The organism is Marinobacter sp. KMM 10035 (assembly GCF_046537445.1).
In the GTDB taxonomy this organism is placed as follows: Bacteria; Pseudomonadota; Gammaproteobacteria; order Pseudomonadales; family Oleiphilaceae; genus Marinobacter; species Marinobacter sediminicola.
Window position 1 is genome coordinate 11,581 of the sequence record NZ_JBBVMG010000003.1, and the last position, 18,260, is coordinate 29,840.

At 53.1% G+C, this 18,260-nt stretch carries 16 protein-coding genes; 8 read left to right on the forward strand and 8 right to left on the reverse strand.

The window, feature by feature from the left end; genetic code table 11:
- Nucleotide 1: 1 nt before the first annotated feature.
- The 7 genes from AADB16_RS15485 to AADB16_RS15515 all read right to left on the reverse strand — a co-directional run bounded on the left by AADB16_RS15485 (nucleotide 2) and on the right by AADB16_RS15515 (nucleotide 9,147).
- Nucleotides 2-2,221, reverse strand: coding sequence for an OsmC domain/YcaO domain-containing protein (locus tag AADB16_RS15485; protein WP_410804603.1), 2,220 nt, complete (start codon nucleotides 2,219-2,221; stop codon nucleotides 2-4).
- A gap of 128 nt (nucleotides 2,222-2,349) precedes the next feature.
- Entirely contained in the window at nucleotides 2,350-3,282 is a 933-nt protein-coding gene (locus AADB16_RS15490) for a DMT family transporter (protein WP_410804605.1), read from the reverse strand.
- Between the two features lie 194 nt (nucleotides 3,283-3,476).
- Complete coding sequence (gene mmsB, locus AADB16_RS15495) at nucleotides 3,477-4,364, reverse strand: 3-hydroxyisobutyrate dehydrogenase (RefSeq protein ID WP_410804607.1); 888 nt, start codon at nucleotides 4,362-4,364, stop codon at nucleotides 3,477-3,479.
- A 62-nt stretch (nucleotides 4,365-4,426) separates the two neighbouring features.
- A complete protein-coding gene (locus AADB16_RS15500) occupies nucleotides 4,427-5,527 on the reverse strand; it encodes an enoyl-CoA hydratase/isomerase family protein (RefSeq protein WP_410804609.1) in 1,101 nt (366 codons plus the stop codon).
- A gap of 43 nt (nucleotides 5,528-5,570) precedes the next feature.
- Complete coding sequence (locus tag AADB16_RS15505) at nucleotides 5,571-6,350, reverse strand: enoyl-CoA hydratase (RefSeq protein WP_410804611.1); 780 nt, start codon at nucleotides 6,348-6,350, stop codon at nucleotides 5,571-5,573.
- Nucleotides 6,351-6,376: 26 nt separating this feature from the next.
- Nucleotides 6,377-7,543, reverse strand: a complete 1,167-nt coding sequence (locus tag AADB16_RS15510; RefSeq protein ID WP_410804613.1) for an acyl-CoA dehydrogenase family protein — start codon at nucleotides 7,541-7,543, stop codon at nucleotides 6,377-6,379.
- 110 nt (nucleotides 7,544-7,653) lie between these two features.
- Entirely contained in the window at nucleotides 7,654-9,147 is a 1,494-nt protein-coding gene (locus AADB16_RS15515) for a CoA-acylating methylmalonate-semialdehyde dehydrogenase (protein WP_309045915.1), read from the reverse strand.
- A 166-nt stretch (nucleotides 9,148-9,313) separates the two neighbouring features.
- On the opposite strand from AADB16_RS15515, the gene AADB16_RS15520 reads away from it, so the two are divergent.
- The 7 genes from AADB16_RS15520 (at nucleotide 9,314) to AADB16_RS15550 (ending at nucleotide 16,197) form a co-directional block, all read left to right on the forward strand.
- Nucleotides 9,314-10,189, forward strand: coding sequence for an AraC family transcriptional regulator (locus AADB16_RS15520; RefSeq protein ID WP_309045914.1), 876 nt, complete (start codon nucleotides 9,314-9,316; stop codon nucleotides 10,187-10,189).
- A 126-nt stretch (nucleotides 10,190-10,315) separates the two neighbouring features.
- Complete coding sequence (locus AADB16_RS15525) at nucleotides 10,316-10,744, forward strand: SRPBCC family protein (protein WP_309045913.1); 429 nt, start codon at nucleotides 10,316-10,318, stop codon at nucleotides 10,742-10,744.
- Between the two features lie 149 nt (nucleotides 10,745-10,893).
- Nucleotides 10,894-11,694, forward strand: coding sequence for an MBL fold metallo-hydrolase (locus AADB16_RS15530; RefSeq protein ID WP_309045912.1), 801 nt, complete (start codon nucleotides 10,894-10,896; stop codon nucleotides 11,692-11,694).
- Between the two features lie 98 nt (nucleotides 11,695-11,792).
- A complete protein-coding gene (locus tag AADB16_RS15535; protein WP_298450071.1) occupies nucleotides 11,793-12,518 on the forward strand; it encodes a YebC/PmpR family DNA-binding transcriptional regulator in 726 nt (241 codons plus the stop codon).
- Nucleotides 12,519-12,526: 8 nt separating this feature from the next.
- The gene (locus AADB16_RS15540; protein ID WP_410804616.1) at nucleotides 12,527-13,261 is read left to right on the forward strand and encodes a glutamine amidotransferase; all 735 of its coding nucleotides are present in this window, start codon (nucleotides 12,527-12,529) and stop codon (nucleotides 13,259-13,261) included.
- Between the two features lie 18 nt (nucleotides 13,262-13,279).
- Nucleotides 13,280-14,725 carry a phospholipase D-like domain-containing protein gene (locus tag AADB16_RS15545; RefSeq protein WP_410804618.1) on the forward strand — a complete coding sequence of 482 codons (1,446 nt, stop codon included), beginning with the start codon at nucleotides 13,280-13,282 and terminating at the stop codon, nucleotides 14,723-14,725.
- Between the two features lie 164 nt (nucleotides 14,726-14,889).
- Entirely contained in the window at nucleotides 14,890-16,197 is a 1,308-nt protein-coding gene (locus tag AADB16_RS15550) for a short-chain fatty acid transporter (protein ID WP_410804620.1), read from the forward strand.
- Nucleotides 16,198-16,235: 38 nt separating this feature from the next.
- Here the strand turns inward: AADB16_RS15550 and AADB16_RS15555 are convergent, their stop codons facing one another.
- Nucleotides 16,236-16,928 carry a class I SAM-dependent methyltransferase gene (locus AADB16_RS15555; RefSeq protein ID WP_410804622.1) on the reverse strand — a complete coding sequence of 231 codons (693 nt, stop codon included), beginning with the start codon at nucleotides 16,926-16,928 and terminating at the stop codon, nucleotides 16,236-16,238.
- A 206-nt stretch (nucleotides 16,929-17,134) separates the two neighbouring features.
- Here AADB16_RS15555 and AADB16_RS15560 point away from each other — a divergent pair, with 206 nt between their 5' ends.
- A complete protein-coding gene (locus AADB16_RS15560) occupies nucleotides 17,135-18,157 on the forward strand; it encodes a helix-turn-helix domain-containing protein (RefSeq protein ID WP_410804624.1) in 1,023 nt (340 codons plus the stop codon).
- Nucleotides 18,158-18,260: the final 103 nt, after the last annotated feature.

Here is an 18,260-nt window from a genome sequence, read left to right on the forward strand (position 1 = left end):
ATTATCCTGTAACGTTAAAAATTTGCGGCGTCAACTCAATCCCGGCTTTAGCCGCACGTGCTGCGTGCAGCTTCTTGTAGCTGTCAATCAGGCGCAGATGCCTGTCCAGTCCTTCCAACTGCATATTGGTCGGGGTCAAACCATAGAAACGAACGCTGCCATCCACTGAGCCGACCACGGCATCCATGACCTCATCACCAAACATGCGCCGGAAGTTAAACACGTAATCACTCAGCTCAAGCTCGTCATCCAGAGTGACCTCCAGTACCGCGCACATGGCCTGATAGAACAGGCCGCGCTCTACTGTGTTGTCATTGAACTGCAAGAACATTTCCACCCTTTCCAGGGCATCTTCGTATTGCTTGAGTGCCAGATTGATCAGCAGTTTCAATTCCAGAATGGTGAGCTGGCCCCACACGGTGTTTTCATCAAACTCGATGCCGATCAGGGTGATGATGTCTGTGTAATCATCAATCTGGCTGTCGTCCAGGCGCTCCACCAAAGCAGCTAGCTGTTCATCGCTCAGGATGTGTAGGTTGAGAATATCTTCGCGGTAATCCAGTGCCCGGTTGGTGTTATCCCAGATCAGATCCTCTACCTGGTACACCTCGGAATAGCCCGGCACCAGCATCCTGCATACCGGGGCACCAAGGTCGTCATAAATCGCGGTGTACACTTCGTGGCCCATGTCTTCAATAATGCCGAACAGAGCCGCCGCCTCTTCTTCGGTGGTGCCAGTGAAGTCCCACTCCTGAAAATCTATATCTGCCTTGGCACTGAAGAAGCGCCAGGACATCACCCCGCTGGAATCAATAAAGTGTTCGACGTAATTGTTGGGCTCGGTGATGGCCAGGCTGTTAAAGGTTGGCGGAAGAAAATCATTGAGACCCTCAAAGCTACGACCTTGCATCAGCTCGGTAAGGCTGCGCTCCAGAGCAACTTCCATGTTTGGGTGCGCCCCGAAAGAGGCAAACACACCGCCGGTTTTCGGGTTCATCAGGGTAACGTTCGCTACCGGAAACTGGCCGCCAAGTGAGGCGTCTTTTACCAGTATAGGGAAGCCCTGAGCTTCCAGAGCCCGAACACCCTCAAGAATATTCGGGTACTTTTCCAGAACATGTAAAGGAACATCCGGCAGGGCAATTTCTTCCTGAATGATCTGCTTTTTTACAGCTCTCTCAAGAATTTCCGACAAGCACTGCACCTGTGCCTCTGCCAGAGTATTTCCCGCACTCATGCCGTTGCTCAAAAACAGGTTTTCAATGAGGTTGGTCGGGAAGTAAACCGGCACGCCATCAGAGTGGCGCACGTAAGGGAGCGCGCATATACCGCGGTCCACACGGCCAGAATTTGTGTCGATCAGGTTGGAGCCATGCAGCTCGCCATCCGGGTTATAAATGGCCAGGCAATGATCGTCCAGAATGCCTTCCGGCAATTCGTCATTGGGACCAGGCTTGAACCAGCGCTCTCTCGGGTAATGTACAAATTCGCTGTTGGCGATTTCCTCACCAAAGAATTGATCGTTGTAGAAGAAGTTGCAGTTCAAGCGCTCAACAAACTCCCCCAGAGCCGAGCACAATGCACTTTCTTTAGTAGAGCCCTTGCCGTTGGTAAAGCACATTGGCGAAGCCGCATCGCGCATGTGCAACGACCAAACGTGAGGAACAATATTGCGCCAGGAGGCAATTTCTATCTTCATGCCCAGGTCGGCCAGTATGCCGCTCATGTTGGCAATGGTTTGCTCCAGCGGCAGGTCTTTACCTTCGATGTAGGTGTCCTCACCCCCTTCTGGCTTGATCGTCAGCAGCGCCTGGGCGTCTTCATCGAGGTTATCAACGATTTCAATCTGAAAGTCAGGACCGGTTTGCACCACTTTTTTGACCGTGCAGCGGTCAATGGACCGCACAATGCCCTGGCGATGCTTCTCGGGCAGATCGTCGGGCAGCTCAACCTGAATCTTGAAGATTTGTTTGTAGCGGTTTTCCGGATCAACAATGTTGTTCTGGGAAAGGCGAATGTTATCGGTTGGAATATCCCTCGCCAGGCAGTACACCTTCACAAAATAGGCGGCGCACAGGGCTGATGAAGCCAGAAAGTAGTCAAAAGGGCCAGGTGCCGAGCCGTCGCCTTTGTAGCGAACGGGCTGGTCGGCAATCACCGAGAAGTCATCAAACTTGGCTTCAACTCGGAGGTTGTCGAGATAATTGACATTGATTTCCATTGCGAGGGTACTCGGTTTAGAGATTTCGGCGCGCCTTGACCATAGAGTGCGCGCCATTCAGGGCGGCCATTATAGACGTAACGCTACTCCACTCATACCTAGTACCAATCACTACCTCAGCAACACACCTACTCGGCAGAGCTGGCAGCTGCGGGCCGGAATACCCGCCACAACCGCTGCAGTTTTTCTTTGGGCAGAATGACCAACAAGTTACCTGCAAGCACCAGTGATACACCAGCAACGGCCTCAATTGTCCAGATGTAACTCTCGAATACCGTAGAGAGCGCAAGCGCGACGATTGGGAAAAGCACCATACAGTAGGCTGCACGTTCAGGCCCTATCCGCCCGAGCAATGTAAGGAAACTGCCAAAACCGAGGACTGAGCCAATCAAAGCCAGGTAGACCAACGAGCCAGTGTAGCTCCAGGTTGCTTCGAAAACGAAGGCCTCTCCCCTACCCCACGCAATGAGCGCCAGCAAAAGAGCGCCGTAAGCCATGCTATAGGCGTTGGTTTGCATGACAGGCAGTTTCGATGACTGATTGCGAGCCGAAATCATGTTGCCGAAGGATGTGATGAAGGTGCCCGCCAAGCTCAGAATGATGGCTCGCAAGGTGGCGCTATCGGCGTCCAGCGCGCGAACTTCCGGCAAAAACACCAGGATAATTCCCACAAGCCCAAGCGCCGCGCCCCCAATCACTGCGCGGGGCACTCGATTGCCGAAAAACAGAGCGCCGTTGATGATATTCATCACAATAATTGTGGAGAACACCACGGCAATCAATCCACTGGTGATATCTGCAGCGGCCTGATAAACCAGCATGTAATTGAAGCCAAACAGCATCAGCCCCTGACCCGCCATCCAGAGGTGCTGCTGAAAACCAAATCGCATATTCCGTCGGGTCAGGCTGCACCATAGCATCAGCACCAGTGCAGACAGCCCAAACCGATAGGCAATGGACACATCGCCAGGCACTTCACCCAGTTGCAGAGGGATCGCTATAAACGTCGAACCCCAGATCAACACGGTCGACAAATAGAGTACAAAAGTGTTCGTCAGCATAGGGAATTCAGCCTGCAGCCGTGATCACAAACCGGCTACGCATTGCTCGCTACCGATCCACCATTAAGCGGATTCATTGTCCTACTTATAGTTACCTTGCTCAACACTTTAATACCAATGTATAGAGGCAAAACTCGAGAGCGAATCAACTCAGGTGAGGTTTTGGGGCACGGAAGATCGTGCCCCGGCAGGCGTTATTCAGGCTTGTAAAAGCGCTGGATACTTGAGAAATCGAGTGTTCCATTGCCATGTTCGGCATGGAGTGTAAACAGGTTACGGGCGAGTGAACCCATGGGAATCGCCGCCTGATTCTTTACGGCGTTATCGAAGGCCAAACCAAGATCCTTGTTCATCAGGTTAACCAAAAATCCACCTTGGTAGTCACGGGATGCGGGTACGCCGTCCATCACCCCTGGCCAAGGGTTGTATACATTCAACGCCCAGTTTCCGCCGGAGCTCTGCTTCATGACTTCAGAGAGAACCGCAGGATCCAATCCGTTTTTCACACCTAGCGCCAATGCTTCACTGGTGCCTGCCATCAAAATAGCCAGCAGCATGTTATTGCAGATTTTCGCGACCTGGCCAGCACCATGATCGCCAGCATGGAAGATATTCTTGCCCATGGCTTCCAGAATCGGCTTTGCTTTACTAAAGGTCTCTTCATCACCACCGCAGATGAAGGTTAGAGTACCCGCTGTCGCGCCGCCTACACCACCAGAAACGGGTGCATCGAGGAATGGTATACGCTTGCGTTCGGCCTGCTCGGCTACACCGCGAGCCGTTTCTGGCGAGATGGTGGATGAGTCAATAACCAACGTTCCCTCGGGCAGAGCCGCCAATAAACCATCTTCACCCAGATACACAGCCTCTACGTGTTTGCCTGCCGGCAGCATGGTGATCACACACTCAGCGCCTTTCGCCGCATCGTGGGCTGTGTCTGCCGTTTTAGCACCTTCTGATACCAGCGCAGCTACCGCATCTTTTGACAGATCAAAAACGGTTACATCGTGCCCGGCTCGCACAAGATTGCTGGCCATGGGGCCACCCATGTTGCCCAGGCCAATAAAGGTAATCGTTGCCATAATCATCCCCTTGTTTTTGTATTCGGTTGAGTGGGCCGCCCTTGCTCGAGCGGCCTGTTAGGCTATTGTTCGAAAAAGCTGTCGATCCACTCGCTGTTCATTTCTTCCAGCGACGCGTAACGCCAGCGGGGCTGTTTGTCCTTGTCGATCAGGAGAGCACGAACACCTTCGGCAAACTCGCCATTTATCAGGCAGTTTTTGGAGAGCACGAGTTCTTTGTCGAGCACCTCGCGGAGACTGTCCAGACGACAGTTTTGCAAGTGCTGCCAACACAACGCTAGTGAGGTTGGCGAGGCGAATGCCAAGGGTTTGGTTGATTTCGCCAGCCAGCCGTCACCGCCAGCCAGTTCTTTCATCTGGGCAACCATCTTGGCCAGACTGTCGGCATCGGTTACCCGATTGATTTCATCGAGATGAGCCCGCACCTGGGATTCCGGCAAGGCATCAGCGCTTTGATTTTCATGCTGCCTGAGCACATCGCCCACTACCGCAAAAGCATCCTCCCCTTGCCAGTTGTGCGCGGCCAGATCAGCGACTACCGCAGTTTTTTCTTCGTGCTTGATAAAGCGATCGGCCAAGCCCACGAAGATGGCATCGGCTGCGTTCATGCGCCCGCCAGTCAATCCCAGAAATAGCCCGGTACGACCGGGAGCGCGATTCAGAAACCAGCCTGCCGCCACATCCGGGTAAAGCCCGATACTGGTTTCAGGCATTGCCATCATGGACGTTTCTGTTACGACCCGATGGGATGCGCCGGCCAGAATGCCGATACCACCGCCCATAGCAATGCCGTGCACCCAGCAGATAATCGGTTTGGGGTAGGTGTGGATCAAATAGTCCAGTTCATATTCTTCTGTAAAGAAGGTCTCTCCCGCGCTGGCACCACCGCCACTCTGAGGCTCGGTCATGCTCCGGTATAGCGCGACAATATCGCCGCCGGCACAAAACGCCTTGTCGCCTTCAGCTTCAATCCAGACGGCACGAACGCGATCATCCTCAGCCCAACTCTTGAGTTGTGGCGCCAGCATCCGAATCATCTCAAGGGAGAGTGCGTTCAGCGCTTTGGGCGTATTCAGCCTCGCCACCGCGATAACGGCACCGTCAGCGGTCTTCCACTCTTCGAAAACAACAGGTTGATGGCTTTTAACAGGTTGATGACTCATAAAAAATTCCTTAGACCGATATGCCTCAGGAGTTGAGAAGCTTTTAACGGTTTTTCCATTCTGGTTTGCGCTTTTCAAGGAAGGCATTGACGCCTTCTTTCTGGTCTTCGGTAGAAAACAGATCAACAAACAGTTCACGCTCCATGCGCCAGCTGTCTGAATGGCTGCGGCCATCGCGGGAACTCATCACCAGTGTTTTGCAGCGGGCAACGGAAGACGGGCTCTGCTTGCAGGCCATTTCAGCCAATTCCAGAGCTTTTTCTAAGCCTTTCCCACTAGGTACAACTTCTTCGACCAAGCCAATCTGCAAAGCCTTGTCGGCCTTTACACGCTCACCACAGAGAATCATGCGCTTGGCCCAACCTTCACCCACAATCCAGGGCAGGTTCTGGGTGCCGCCAGCACAGGGCAGCAAACCCACTGTCGCTTCCGGCAAAGCCATTTGAGCGTGCTCTTCGGCAATGCGGATATCACAGGCCAAGGCGCATTCCAGGCCACCACCCATGGCGTAACCGTTAATCGCGGCAATGGATACGCCACGGAACTTGGTCAACGCAGCAAAGGCCTGACCAAAGAGCTGAGCCATTTCATTGGCACGGGCCTTATCGCCATCGGCAAAGGTTTTCAGGTCAGCACCGGCGGAGAAAAACTTCTCGCCCTGCCCGGTCAGAACCAATGCGAAAATATTCTTGTCTTCATCAAGCTCACGGACGATGTTAGTCAGTGCAGCCAAAGAATCCACTGTCCAGGTATTGGCCGGTGGGTTGTGGATGGTCAGTATTGCAATGTGTTCGCGTTTCTCGAGCTGAATCAGATCGCTCATCATCCTTCTCCTGTTATTTTTGCGATTTATTGAATGGCCTCGGCCACACCGTCATCCAACAAGCGACGGGCAATAATCAGACGCATGATTTCGTTGGTGCCTTCCAGAATCTGGTGCACACGCAGGTCGCGCAAAAAGCGCTCCAGAGGGTATTCCCGTATATAACCGTAGCCCCCGTGCAACTGGAGTGCATCATTTACCACTTCAAAGCAGGCATCGGTTGCGAAACGCTTCGCCATGGCGCAGTGCAATGTAGCTTCAGAATCGCCGGCATCCAGCTTATAGGCACCAAGACGAACCATCTGCCGGGCGGCTACCAGGTTGGTTGCCATATCCGCCAGCTTGAATTGAAGCGCCTGAAACGCAGCCAGAGGCTTTCCAAACTGTTGTCGTTCGTGCATATAGTTGCGGGCTCTTAATAGAGCAGCCTGTGCACCACCCAAAGAACACGTGGCAATATTCAGGCGGCCGCCATCAAGGCCCTTCATGGCAATGGCGAACCCGTCGCCTTCTTCACCCACACGATTGGTTGCCGGAACACGCACATTTTCAAGGTTAACGGTGCGAGTAGGCTGACTGTGCCAACCCATTTTTTCTTCGTTCTTGCCGTAAGTAATGCCTTCCGCACTGGCAGGAATCACAAAGGTGGAAATACCCTTGGCGCCTGAATCCGCCGCGCCCGTGCGCGCCATCAACACCAGAATGTCTGTTTCACCGGCACCGGAGATAAACATCTTGCTACCATTGATCACATAATCATCGCCATCCCGCACAGCTTTAGTGCGCAAACTGGCCGCGTCAGAACCCGCACCGGGTTCCGTCAGGCAGTAGGATGCAAGCAGCTCCCCGCTGGCCAGTTTCGGCACCAATTCCTGTTTAAGGTCATCGGGCGCGAAGCTCGCAACCATCCAGGTCGCCATATTATGAATCGTGATAAATGCGGCTGTTGAAGGGCAGGCAGCCGCCAGCTCTTCAACGATTACGGAGGTATCCAGCCGGGAAAGGCCCATGCCGCCAAGCGCCTCCGGAGTATAAATTCCCATGAAGCCCATTTCGCCGGCTTCTTTCAGAACGCTTACCGGAAAAATATGCTCGTCATCCCACTGGGCTGCGTAGGGTGCCATGGTTTTTTCAGCAAAGGCTCGAGCCGCCTCGCGGAACGCTAACTGATCTTCAGTGAGGTTAAAATTCATCGTTTCTCTCCACGTTCTCCACTTTCACCAGGCTCAGGAGCCCTTGTTCAGGAGGGATGAAAAAGGGGTCGGAAACAAGTTCCGACCCAAACCAACCCACCTTCAAACAATTAACGCAGCTGGATAGAGAAGTTTGCTTCCGATGATGTTGCCTCACTGGAGAACCAGCGGGATGTAACGGTTTTGGTCTCGGTATAGAAGCGAACGGCCTGCTTACCGTATGCATGCTGATCACCGTAGAAAGAGCCTTTCCAGCCGGTGAATGAGAAGAACGGCAGGGGCACAGGAATAGGGATGTTCACACCCACCTGCCCCACTTCAATTTCATGCTGGAACTTGCGTGCTGCACCACCGGAGCCGGTAAAGATCGATACGCCGTTACCATAAGGACTCTTGTTAATCAGGTCGATGGCATCCTCCAGACTGCTCTCTTCCATACAGGCCAGTACAGGGCCGAAGATTTCTTCGTTGTAAATGTCCATCTCGGTGGTCACACCGGTGAACAGGGTTGGGCCAACCCAGTTACCATCAGGCAAACCATCCACTGTGCAGCCACGGCCGTCCAGAAGCAGGTTCGCGCCTTGGGCTTCACCCGTGGCTATCAGCGCCTCAACACGCTCCTTGGCTTTGGGAGAAATTACCGGGCCATAGCTGGCACCTGAGTCGTTCCAGGCGCCTGGGCGCACTTTCGCCATGGCTTCTTTCAATTCAGGAATCCAGGCCTGAGCCTCACCTACGAATACTGCCACAGAGATCGCCATGCAACGCTGGCCAGCCGCACCTACAGAGGCGCCAACCAAGGCATTGAGCACCTGCTGTTTATCAGCATCGGGCATGATCACCATATGGTTCTTGGCGCCGGCAAAGCTTTGAACGCGCTTCATATTGCGGGTGCCGGTTTCGTAGATATAACGGCCAACCGGCACAGAACCCACAAACGATATGGCCTTGATGGCAGGGTCGGTCAGCAGAACATCTACCTGTTCCTTACCACCGTGAACAACTTGTAGAACACCCTTTGGCGCGCCGGCTTCTTCAAACAGCTCAGCTAAGCGCATCGGAGTCAGCGGATCCTGCTCGGAAGGCTTGAGAATGAATGTGTTACCGCAGGCGATAGCAAGGGGGAACATCCAAAGTGGGATCATCGCCGGGAAGTTGAACGGAGTAATGCCTGCACATACACCCAACGGCTGAATCCAGGAATGGGTGTCGACTGAACGTGCTACGTTGCCAACCGTTTCGCCCATCATCATGGAGGGAACGTTGGCCGCATGCTCAACAACCTCAATACCGCGCCACACATCACCCTTCGCATCATCAAAGGTTTTGCCAGTTTCTTGAGAAAGAATTTCAGCAATTTCGTCGTGATGCTCTTTCAGCAGGGCCTGATAACGCATCATCACACGGGCGCGCTCAGAAACCGGAACCTCTTTCCAGGTTTTAAACACCTCGCCGGCCGTATCGATCGCCTTACGCATTTCTGCATTGGTTGCGCATGGCACTCGGGCGATCACTTCGTTATTGGCCGGATTGGTCACATCAATCCATTCGTTGGTCTGGCTCTGAACAAATTCACCAGCGAGGTACAGTGGAACATTTTTCATGTCGGTATCCCTGTTTGTTGTTGTGCGAGAGGGTGGCCAAAAGCTAGATCACTTTGGCTATGCATGGATAGACCTTAGCACGCCCACCAGCACTTGGTGATTGACTAAATTTCGACCTTGATGGACTATCTTTCGATTAGCCAAACTGAAGGTAACAGTAACAATCATGATTCAAACCTCCCAGTGGCCAGTACCCAAAGACAGCATTCGCTATGTGGTGCCCGCCCCTATTATTAACCTCCTGTCGCAACACCCTCTTACCCGGGACCTCTACCCGCTGGCATTCGGCCATTACCGCCGGGCGACGGGGCACCATATGCATCGAGAGAATCATCGCGACAATCTTTTGATTTACTGTACTGAAGGCCGGGCATTCCTGAATGTGAAAGGTGTACCCTACACACTGGAGGCGGGAGATCTTCTGTTACTACCCGCTGGCGCCACCCATCGCTACACAGCAGACCCGGATAACCCCTGGACAATTCACTGGGTTCACTACACAGGGCCGCTGGCTAGCGAGTTTCACCAATACATGGGATTTGATGACTCTACACCGGTCCGCCACCTTGGGCGGCAACCCAGACTTCTGGTGGACTTCAATGGCCTTTTATCGGTTCGCCAGACAGGCTTCCGTGCACGCGGTCTGATTCATGCAGCCAATCGTCTAAGGCAATTGTTTACAGCCATTCCGATAAGTATTGATGAAACCAGCCATGAACGAAAAAACGAGCTGGATACCATCAATAACTATATGCATGAGCACCTGGATGAACGCATCACTCTGGAGCAACTAGCAGATCTTGCCGGCCTATCTCCCGCGCACTTTGCTACTCGCTACAAAGAGCAAACCGGAACCTCTCCCATTCAGCACTTCCTGCATCTGAAGGTAGAGCGCGCCTGCCAAATGCTCGACACAACAAGCCTCAGCTTTACTGATATAAGCCATCGCCTGGGTTATGACGATGCCTACTATTTCTCCCGATTATTTAAAAAAGTTATGGGGCAGTCGCCAAGGGACTACCGTCATACATCAAGACACTAACGTTGAATTAGACGCATACCGGCCAGGCACAACAGGCCAGTAACTGCTCTGCCGCCATCTACGACTTTTGTTGAAGTAACGAAACCGCTAGTCTTCGGGATAAAGACACAATAAAGAGCACTCAAAATGGCTACGCATACGTTTGAAATTGATGAAACCTTCAATGTACCCCGCAACAGAGTGTTTGCACTGTTTGCCGATCACCAAAGCTTCGGGAAACTATTGGGAGCACCCGTAAAGCGAATCAAAAACAGCGATCAGGCCGACCCTAACGGCCTTGGTTCGGTGCGCAAGGTTGGCATTGGCCCTCTTGGCCTGGAAGAAACCGTCACCAGTTTCGAACCGGACATACTGATTGAATACACCATCACCAGTATGAGCCCGATTCGCAACCACCTGGGCCGGATTCGTTTTGAAGATACGCCAGAAGGCCACACCCGCGTGCGTTATCGGATTACCTTTGAAGACCGCGTTCCCTACACAGGCAAACTGGTTAGTACAAGTCTTGAGCGAGCCATACGCCGAGGCATGAAAAAGGTTCCAAGGCTGGCCTAAGCGGTTTTATTCAAGTGAAACAAATTGTTACTTGATGGATATCAGATAATTGACCTGAAGCAATTGTTGCTATCCATCAATTTTGTACTCTCCGCGCAACTTGCAATATCCGGTGCAACCGCCGGCCTTCCTTTACTGCGGAGATCAAGATGGCAAACGAGCCGATTATCCTTTTCGATAACGGGCATCATAAGTGCCTGATGTTTGATTCTCTGGTCACCGGAGAAGGTGTCCAGTCCAACCAGTTCCTGCTAGTCGATGGCAAACACGAAGCCCTGATTGATCCGGGCGGTGACCTTACCTACACACCTCTTGCTGTCGCAGCCTCGAAATACATGAATATCAAAGACATGGACTTTGTATTTGCGTCGCATCAGGACCCGGATATCATCGGCGCCATTGACCGCTGGATCGTCCATACCAATGCTAAAATCGTGACATCGAAACTGTGGGCCAGATTCCTGCCTCACCTGGTGTCCAGTTACGTTACCAATCAGTTGAGCGGCAGTGTTTACGACCGCATCGTCAGCATTCCGGATGCAGGCGCTAACGTACGGCTTGGTGATTCCTATCTACAGTGCCTGCCTGCCCACTTCATGCACTCAGTCGGCAACCTGCAGTTTTATGATCCGGTCTCGAAAATTCTGTTCTCAGGGGATCTCGGCGCCTCTATAGGCGCAGAAGATGACCACCTGCCGGTAAAGGATTTTGACCAGCACATTCCACATATGATGGGATTTCACCGGCGCTATATCGCGTCAAACAAAGTGTGCCGGCTTTGGGCCAATATGATCCGCGATATGGACGTTGAAATGATTGTGCCTCAGCACGGAAAGCGCTTCGAAGGCGCCGCAATGATTGATCGTTTCCTGAGCTGGGTCAGCAGTGTTGAGTGCGGAATCGACCTGATGGTACAGGACAACTATCGCGCTCCTGTGGACTACGTATAAGCGTTTAAGGGGCAGGCCAGCCAAATAGGCCTGTCCCAAACTGCTATTCTTGCGTAAAATCCCACCTTTTCCCCAGCAAGTATGAGGCAGCGCAAAAAATGGGCAGAGCCTACCAGAACCGCAAGCAATCCATGGCCAAGACAGCGGAGGCCAAAACCAAGGTATACAGCAAGTACGGGCGCGAGATTTATATGAGCGCCAAATCCGGCGGTACAGACCCGGATGGCAACTTGTCGTTGCGCGGCCTTATTGAGCGCGCCAAGAAAGATCAGGTGCCCTCTCACGTTATTGAAAAAGCTATAGACAAAGCCCGTGGCGGTGCCGGCGAAGACTACTCTCCCGCCCGTTACGAAGGCTACGGCCCAGGCAACTGCATGGTGATTGTCGACTGCCTGACCGACAACCCTAACCGCACGTTCGGCGATGTTCGCCTCGCCTTTACAAAAACCAAGTGCAAAATCGGCACGCCCGGCACCGTGGCACACATGTTCGACCACAGTGCGATTTTCGTTTTCAAAGGTGAAGACGACGAAGCCGTTCTCGAAGCCTTAATGGAAGCAGATGTCGACGTTACCGACATTGAAAACGAAGAAGGCCAAATCACAGTATTTACACCGAACACGGAATACGCCAAGGCTCGCCAGGCACTGACAGAAGCCTTTGCCGATATCGACTTCGAAGTAGACGAAATTCAGTTCCTGCCGAAAACCAGTACTCCAGTGGAAGGCGATGACATTCCCATGTTCGAGAAATTCTGCGACATGCTGAACGAACTGGATGACGTGCAGAACATTTTCCACAACGCCGAACTGCCTGAAGAGTAGCCAGAAAAGTGATCCCGCAAAAACCAAGAGTGGCGATCCTGAAAACTGGCAGCACCTACCCGGCTATCGAAGAGCAATTCGGTGATTTCGACCAATGGTTTCTGCGCGGTTTGTCACCCGGTCTCGACGTTACAGTATTCAACACTGTAGCCGGCGAACTTCCTGACAACCCGGACGACTGGGACGGCGTTGTCGTAACCGGTTCTCCCGCTATGGTCAGCAATCGGGAAGCCTGGAGTGAAAGGGCTGCTCAATGGCTGATCCGCGTCGTTGAGAAAGAGATCCCACTGCTTGGCGTATGCTACGGACACCAACTTTTGGCGCACGCCCTGGGTGGTGAGGTAGGCTATCACCCGCAGGGTCGCGAAAGCGGTACCAGAAATGTCGAGCTACTCGCCGGTGCCAAAGATGACCTGCTGTTTGGCAGCATGCCAAACACGTTCAGCGCACAACTCACCCATATGCAGTCAGTTTTAAGCCTGCCACCGGGTGCCGTTTTGCTTGGCCGCAACGAGTTTGAGCCACACCAGGCGTTTCGTGTTGGCAAGTGCGCCTGGGGCGTGCAATTCCATCCGGAGTTCTCCAGCACTGTTATGAGAGCGTATCTCGGTGTGCAGACACCTGATTTGGAGCGCGAGGGATTTGATCCAAGCGCCATGATCGATTCCGTTACCGATGCACCGGAAGCTTCAGGGTTGCTAGAGCGCTTTTCTACTCTTGTAAAAGAAAACCACGCTGGTTAAGACTGCACCGGGCCGCTTATGTCATTGAAGGTATTGCTCGCATTAATAATTCTGACACTGGTTGGTGTGGGCTTGTATCACTCCTACAAGCCCTTGCCTCCCGGGATCAGCCACAACGGCGACACCTATCCCCTCAACGACGCAACGCTACTGACGGATTCGACCTACCATCACAGCGATGGCTCAGAAACCCGCGACCATGAAATATTCGACGAAATCCTGCGCCTCATCAGCCAGGCTCAATCCCTCATTCTGGTCGACATGTTTCTCTTCAATGGCAGCAGCCCAGAGGGCGTGGAGCATCGTCGTCTTTCCGAGCAGCTTACCCAGGCACTGATCAACCGGAAGGCAGAGCGGCCGAAGCTGGAAATTATTGTTATCTCAGACCCGCTGAACACCCTTTACGGAGGCTCAGTGTCGCCCTGGTTTCAAGCGCTACGCCAAGCTGGCATTGCGGTAACAGAGACAAATTTGCGGCCACTTCGTGACAGCAACCCCACATGGTCTGCAATCTGGCGCGTTTGCTGCCAATGGTTTGGAAATAATTCTGAAGGTGGTTGGCTACCAAATGCTCTGGGAACAGCGCCTGTCACCGTTCGCAGCTACCTTGCCCTGCCCAACTTCAAAGCAAACCATCGCAAGATTCTGGTAACAGATGAAGGAGACAAACTGCGCGCCCTTATAACGTCTGCGAACCCTCACGATGGCAGCAGCCGACACAGCAACATTGCCATCAGTTTTACTGGCTCTGCGGTTACCGATGTTCTGAAAACCGAGCAAGCGGTTCTGGCAATGTCTGGCCAGCCCAGCCCGATACTGGACGAACTGATTAACCAGACGGCTTCGCATCGACCACCTGATGAGAGTGCCGCCGGCACCGTTGCAATTAAAACAGAATCTGCAATTCGGGATACCGCATTAGAGATGATCATCAAGGCCGAGAGCGGCAGCCACCTGGATCTCGCCTTCTTCTATCTCTCACATCGGGAGATTGTGGCCGCCCTTCTCGATGCCCACGATCGTGGCGTTCGGTTACGGGTGCTTCTCGATGCCAATAACGAAGCGTTCGGTCATCAAAAAAGTGGCATACCCAACCGCCAAGTTGCCCTGGAACTTCACACAGCTGGAATCCCTGTTCGCTGGTGCAACACCTTTGGCGAACAGTGTCACAGTAAACTGTTGATGCTCCGCCCATTGGTGGGTCCGACTGAAGTTCTGCTGGGTTCCGCCAACTTTACCCGGCGCAACCTTGATGATCTGAACCTGGAAACCAACGCTTGGTTAGCCGTACCAGCAGGTTCTGAAGTGGCCACCAAATCCGTTAGCTTCTTTGAAACACAGTGGCAATCGGGCCCGGGCAGCGATCCCGTACTAAGCCTGCCCTACGAACGCTGGGCCGATGAATCGCGGCTACGCTACTGGCGTTATCGCGTGATGGAAGCCACCGGGCTATCCACGTTCTGAATTAGAGCACTCCTCACTTCACACTCTCTCTCCCTTCACACCCCAAGCACCTTCGTTCGCAAAAGTCTCCCTATACCTTTCGCTTATGCCTTTTGGTTTGGTTTTTATCTCGCGACCATCTAAGCTGCTATAGGTCAAAATCAACAAGAACAAGGAGATACCCAATGCTCAATAGAGCCGCTCGGCCAATGGTCAGCCTGGTAGATAAGTACCTGCCTGATCCCTATATTTTTGTTCTGATCCTCTCTCTTTTTGCTTTCATCGCCGCTATGGCGTTTGAAGGCCACAGCCCAATGGCTGTGGTCGAAATGTGGGGGAATGGGTTCTGGAGCCTGCTCACTTTCTCGATGCAGATGCTGCTCGTTCTGGTTACCGGGTTCATGTTGGCCAGCACGCCACTTGTTCGCGGAATTCTGAATCGGATTGCATCTCTTGCAAGCACACCCGGCCAGGCAATTGTTCTGGTTACCTTCGTGGCACTGGTCGCAAGTTGGATCAACTGGGGCTTCGGCCTGGTAGTGGGTGCCCTTTTTGCCAAAGCACTTGCACGGCAAGTAAGGGTTCACTATCCATTATTGATAGCCAGTGCCTACTCGGGCTTTATTGTTTGGCACGGCGGCCTAGCAGGTTCAATTCCGCTGGTCATCGCAACCGATGGGCATTTTACCGCTGACGTCATTGGCGTAATTGGCACCAGCGAAACCATCTTTGCTTTCTTCAACCTGGCAATCATTGTGGCGCTGTTTATTGTTGTGCCTACGGTAAACCGGCTGATGCTACCCTCAGAAGAAGAGAGCGTTTACGTTGATCCTGCGGTACTTGATGACGAGCCAGACACCCGCGTTTCCATCCTCCGCCCTGCGGACCATCTCGAAAACAGCAGAATACTGGCTTGGCTGATTGGCTTCAGTGGATTGGCATTCATTTTCCAGTATTTTATGGACGGTGGCGGCCTGAACCTGAACATCGTCAACTTCATGTTCCTGTTCCTGGCGATCATTCTTCACCAAACGCCTAAACGGCTGCTTGATAGCTTGAATGAAGCCGTTAAAGGCGGCTCAGGCATTGTTATCCAGTTTCCATTCTATGCCGGAATCATGGGAGTAATGACGGCGTCTGGGCTGGCTGCCAGCATTTCCTCAGGTTTTGTATCCATGGCCACAGCCGAGAGCCTACCGTTCTGGAGCTTCATCAGTGCAGGCCTGGTGAACATTTTTGTTCCCTCTGGTGGCGGCCAGTGGGCCGTGCAGGCACCGGTCATGCTACCGGCAGCTCAGGAGCTTGGCGCAAGCATTCCACGAGTGGCCATGGCTGTTGCCTGGGGCGATGCCTGGACCAACCTCCTGCAACCCTTCTGGGCATTGCCGGTACTGGCTATTGCAGGGCTCAAAGCGAAAGACATCATGGGATACTGCCTGATGCTGCTGATCATCACAGGCGCGATCATCAGTGTAGGTCTTACCTGGCTTTAAGGGCTTAGAACAGACCGGGGGCGCATTGCCCCCGGTTTCTATAACGGCTTATAAAACATTGCCACATCCTTGCATGGCACAGTCATAGTCCACCCCATACGTTGAGCAACAACCTTCAATGTTGCCTCCCGATAGAACACAACGTGAGTGGGATCCCGCCGATAGTGCCACTTATCAAATCGATCATCGCAGGTCTGAAAGCAGGTCATCACACCTAGCCACCCCCCGGGCTTTAACAAACCATCCAGTTGGCGGAACACCTTGGCTGGGTGATGTAAATGCTCCACAACCTCAGTGCAGGTAATGAAATCGTACTCGCGGCTCAACGCAGACTCGGCCGGGTGGAAAAACGGATCGAAAAGCGCCACTTCCATACCTGCCTCTCGCATCATTTCTGCAAGCGCGGGGCCAGGACCACAGCCGAAATCCAACCCGGAAGCCCCTGGCTGAATGCGTTCAAGCATGGGCAAGGCGAGTTTCTCAAGAAAAGACCGGTAGCCCGTGTCACCCGGATCATTATCGTGCAGCTCATAAACCGCACGCTCCTCATCAGGCCCAAGCCAGCTTTTCCGGGCCATGATGGTTGCGCTGCAGCGTGGGCATCGCAGGTACTCTTTATCACCCAGCGTCTGAAATCCCATTAACTCGCCCTGCCCGCACACACTGCATATTGCGCCCGCACTGGCATCCGGCTTTTTCTCTGATATCCCAGTAGATTTTTGCAAATGCATGTCTGTTCCGCACCCTCAAACCTGACAAATGTTTCATTGTCATTTCCGGCCATGACAACTATTTCGTGACGGGCCCCAAAAATATCTTCAACCCAACGTGCCTATACTGCCCGCCGAAGAAAGCCTGCAGTAACGGATTTTCGCAAACACTAGCAATCGTAATTCATGACGATGTTAAGGGCTATTCTCGCCCCAGGGACAGGAATATGGATATTTCGAATAGTATGGCGCTTGAAGTACCGCTGATTTCTGCTCGCTATGTTCGTCGTTTCATCGAATTCATGGAGCGAAGAGGCGTGAAGCGGGCAGCCCTTCTCAACGACACCGACATAACCGAGGCCATGTTGGACGATCCGGACGCAAGCGTCAGCATGCAGCAAATAACGACAGCGCTGCAAAAAGCCGACTGGCTGATGAATGACGAACGGGCAGCATTTCAGTTCGGGCAACAGCTGGATCTCCCAAGCCATGGGCTTCTGGGATTTGCCGTACTCGGCCAAGACAACCCCCGACAACTCATCAGCATGATCGTGCAATACCTCCGGGTAGGACTTCCGCTGATGGACATGGAGCTGCACTCTACCGGATCAACCTTCCACATCCGACTGCTCGATACGTGGGGGCTTGGTGAGCTGGCACCCTGTGTAACAAAAATGTACCTGGGCAGTATTCATCGCGTATCCGCGGAGGTATGCGAGCATTTCGATATTCAATTTGCCTTTCCCTCCAATCGCGACACCCATTCATGGCAATCATTGGCGCCGGATTGCGAATTCCGTTTCGATGCACCATTCAATCAGATTTCCATGGCACTGAAGGGACAGCCTACTCAAAAGGATACAGCCAGCCTGCGATTTCTGCTGGCACGCAGCCGGAAAAGCAAGGAAGAAAAAACCGGTCTGGCTGATGAAACACTGATGCAGGTTCGAGACATGATTATGACCCAGCCCGGCCGGCCGTGCACTACCACCAATATTGCTCGGCGCCTCGACATCAGCACTCGCACGTTGCGCCAGCACCTGGCCAGTGCTGGCACATCGTTTCGTGAGGTCAGAAATGAAATTCGCGAAAACTTCGCAACTCTCTATCTGAACGACACCAACGTTCCACTGGAATCCATTGCCGAAAAGCTCGGGTTCAGCGATCAGGCAAGCTTTACCAAAGCCTACCGTGGATGGACCGGCAAAACACCCGGCGATGTTCGAAAGCAATCCCGCAAAACAACCTGATCCCTGACTAACGAGGCGTGACCGGAGCAATTTGAATCCGGTCACGGTTTCGACATTCTCTGCGCTATATCTCCGCTTTGAACAAAGACCATGCCGGGAACGG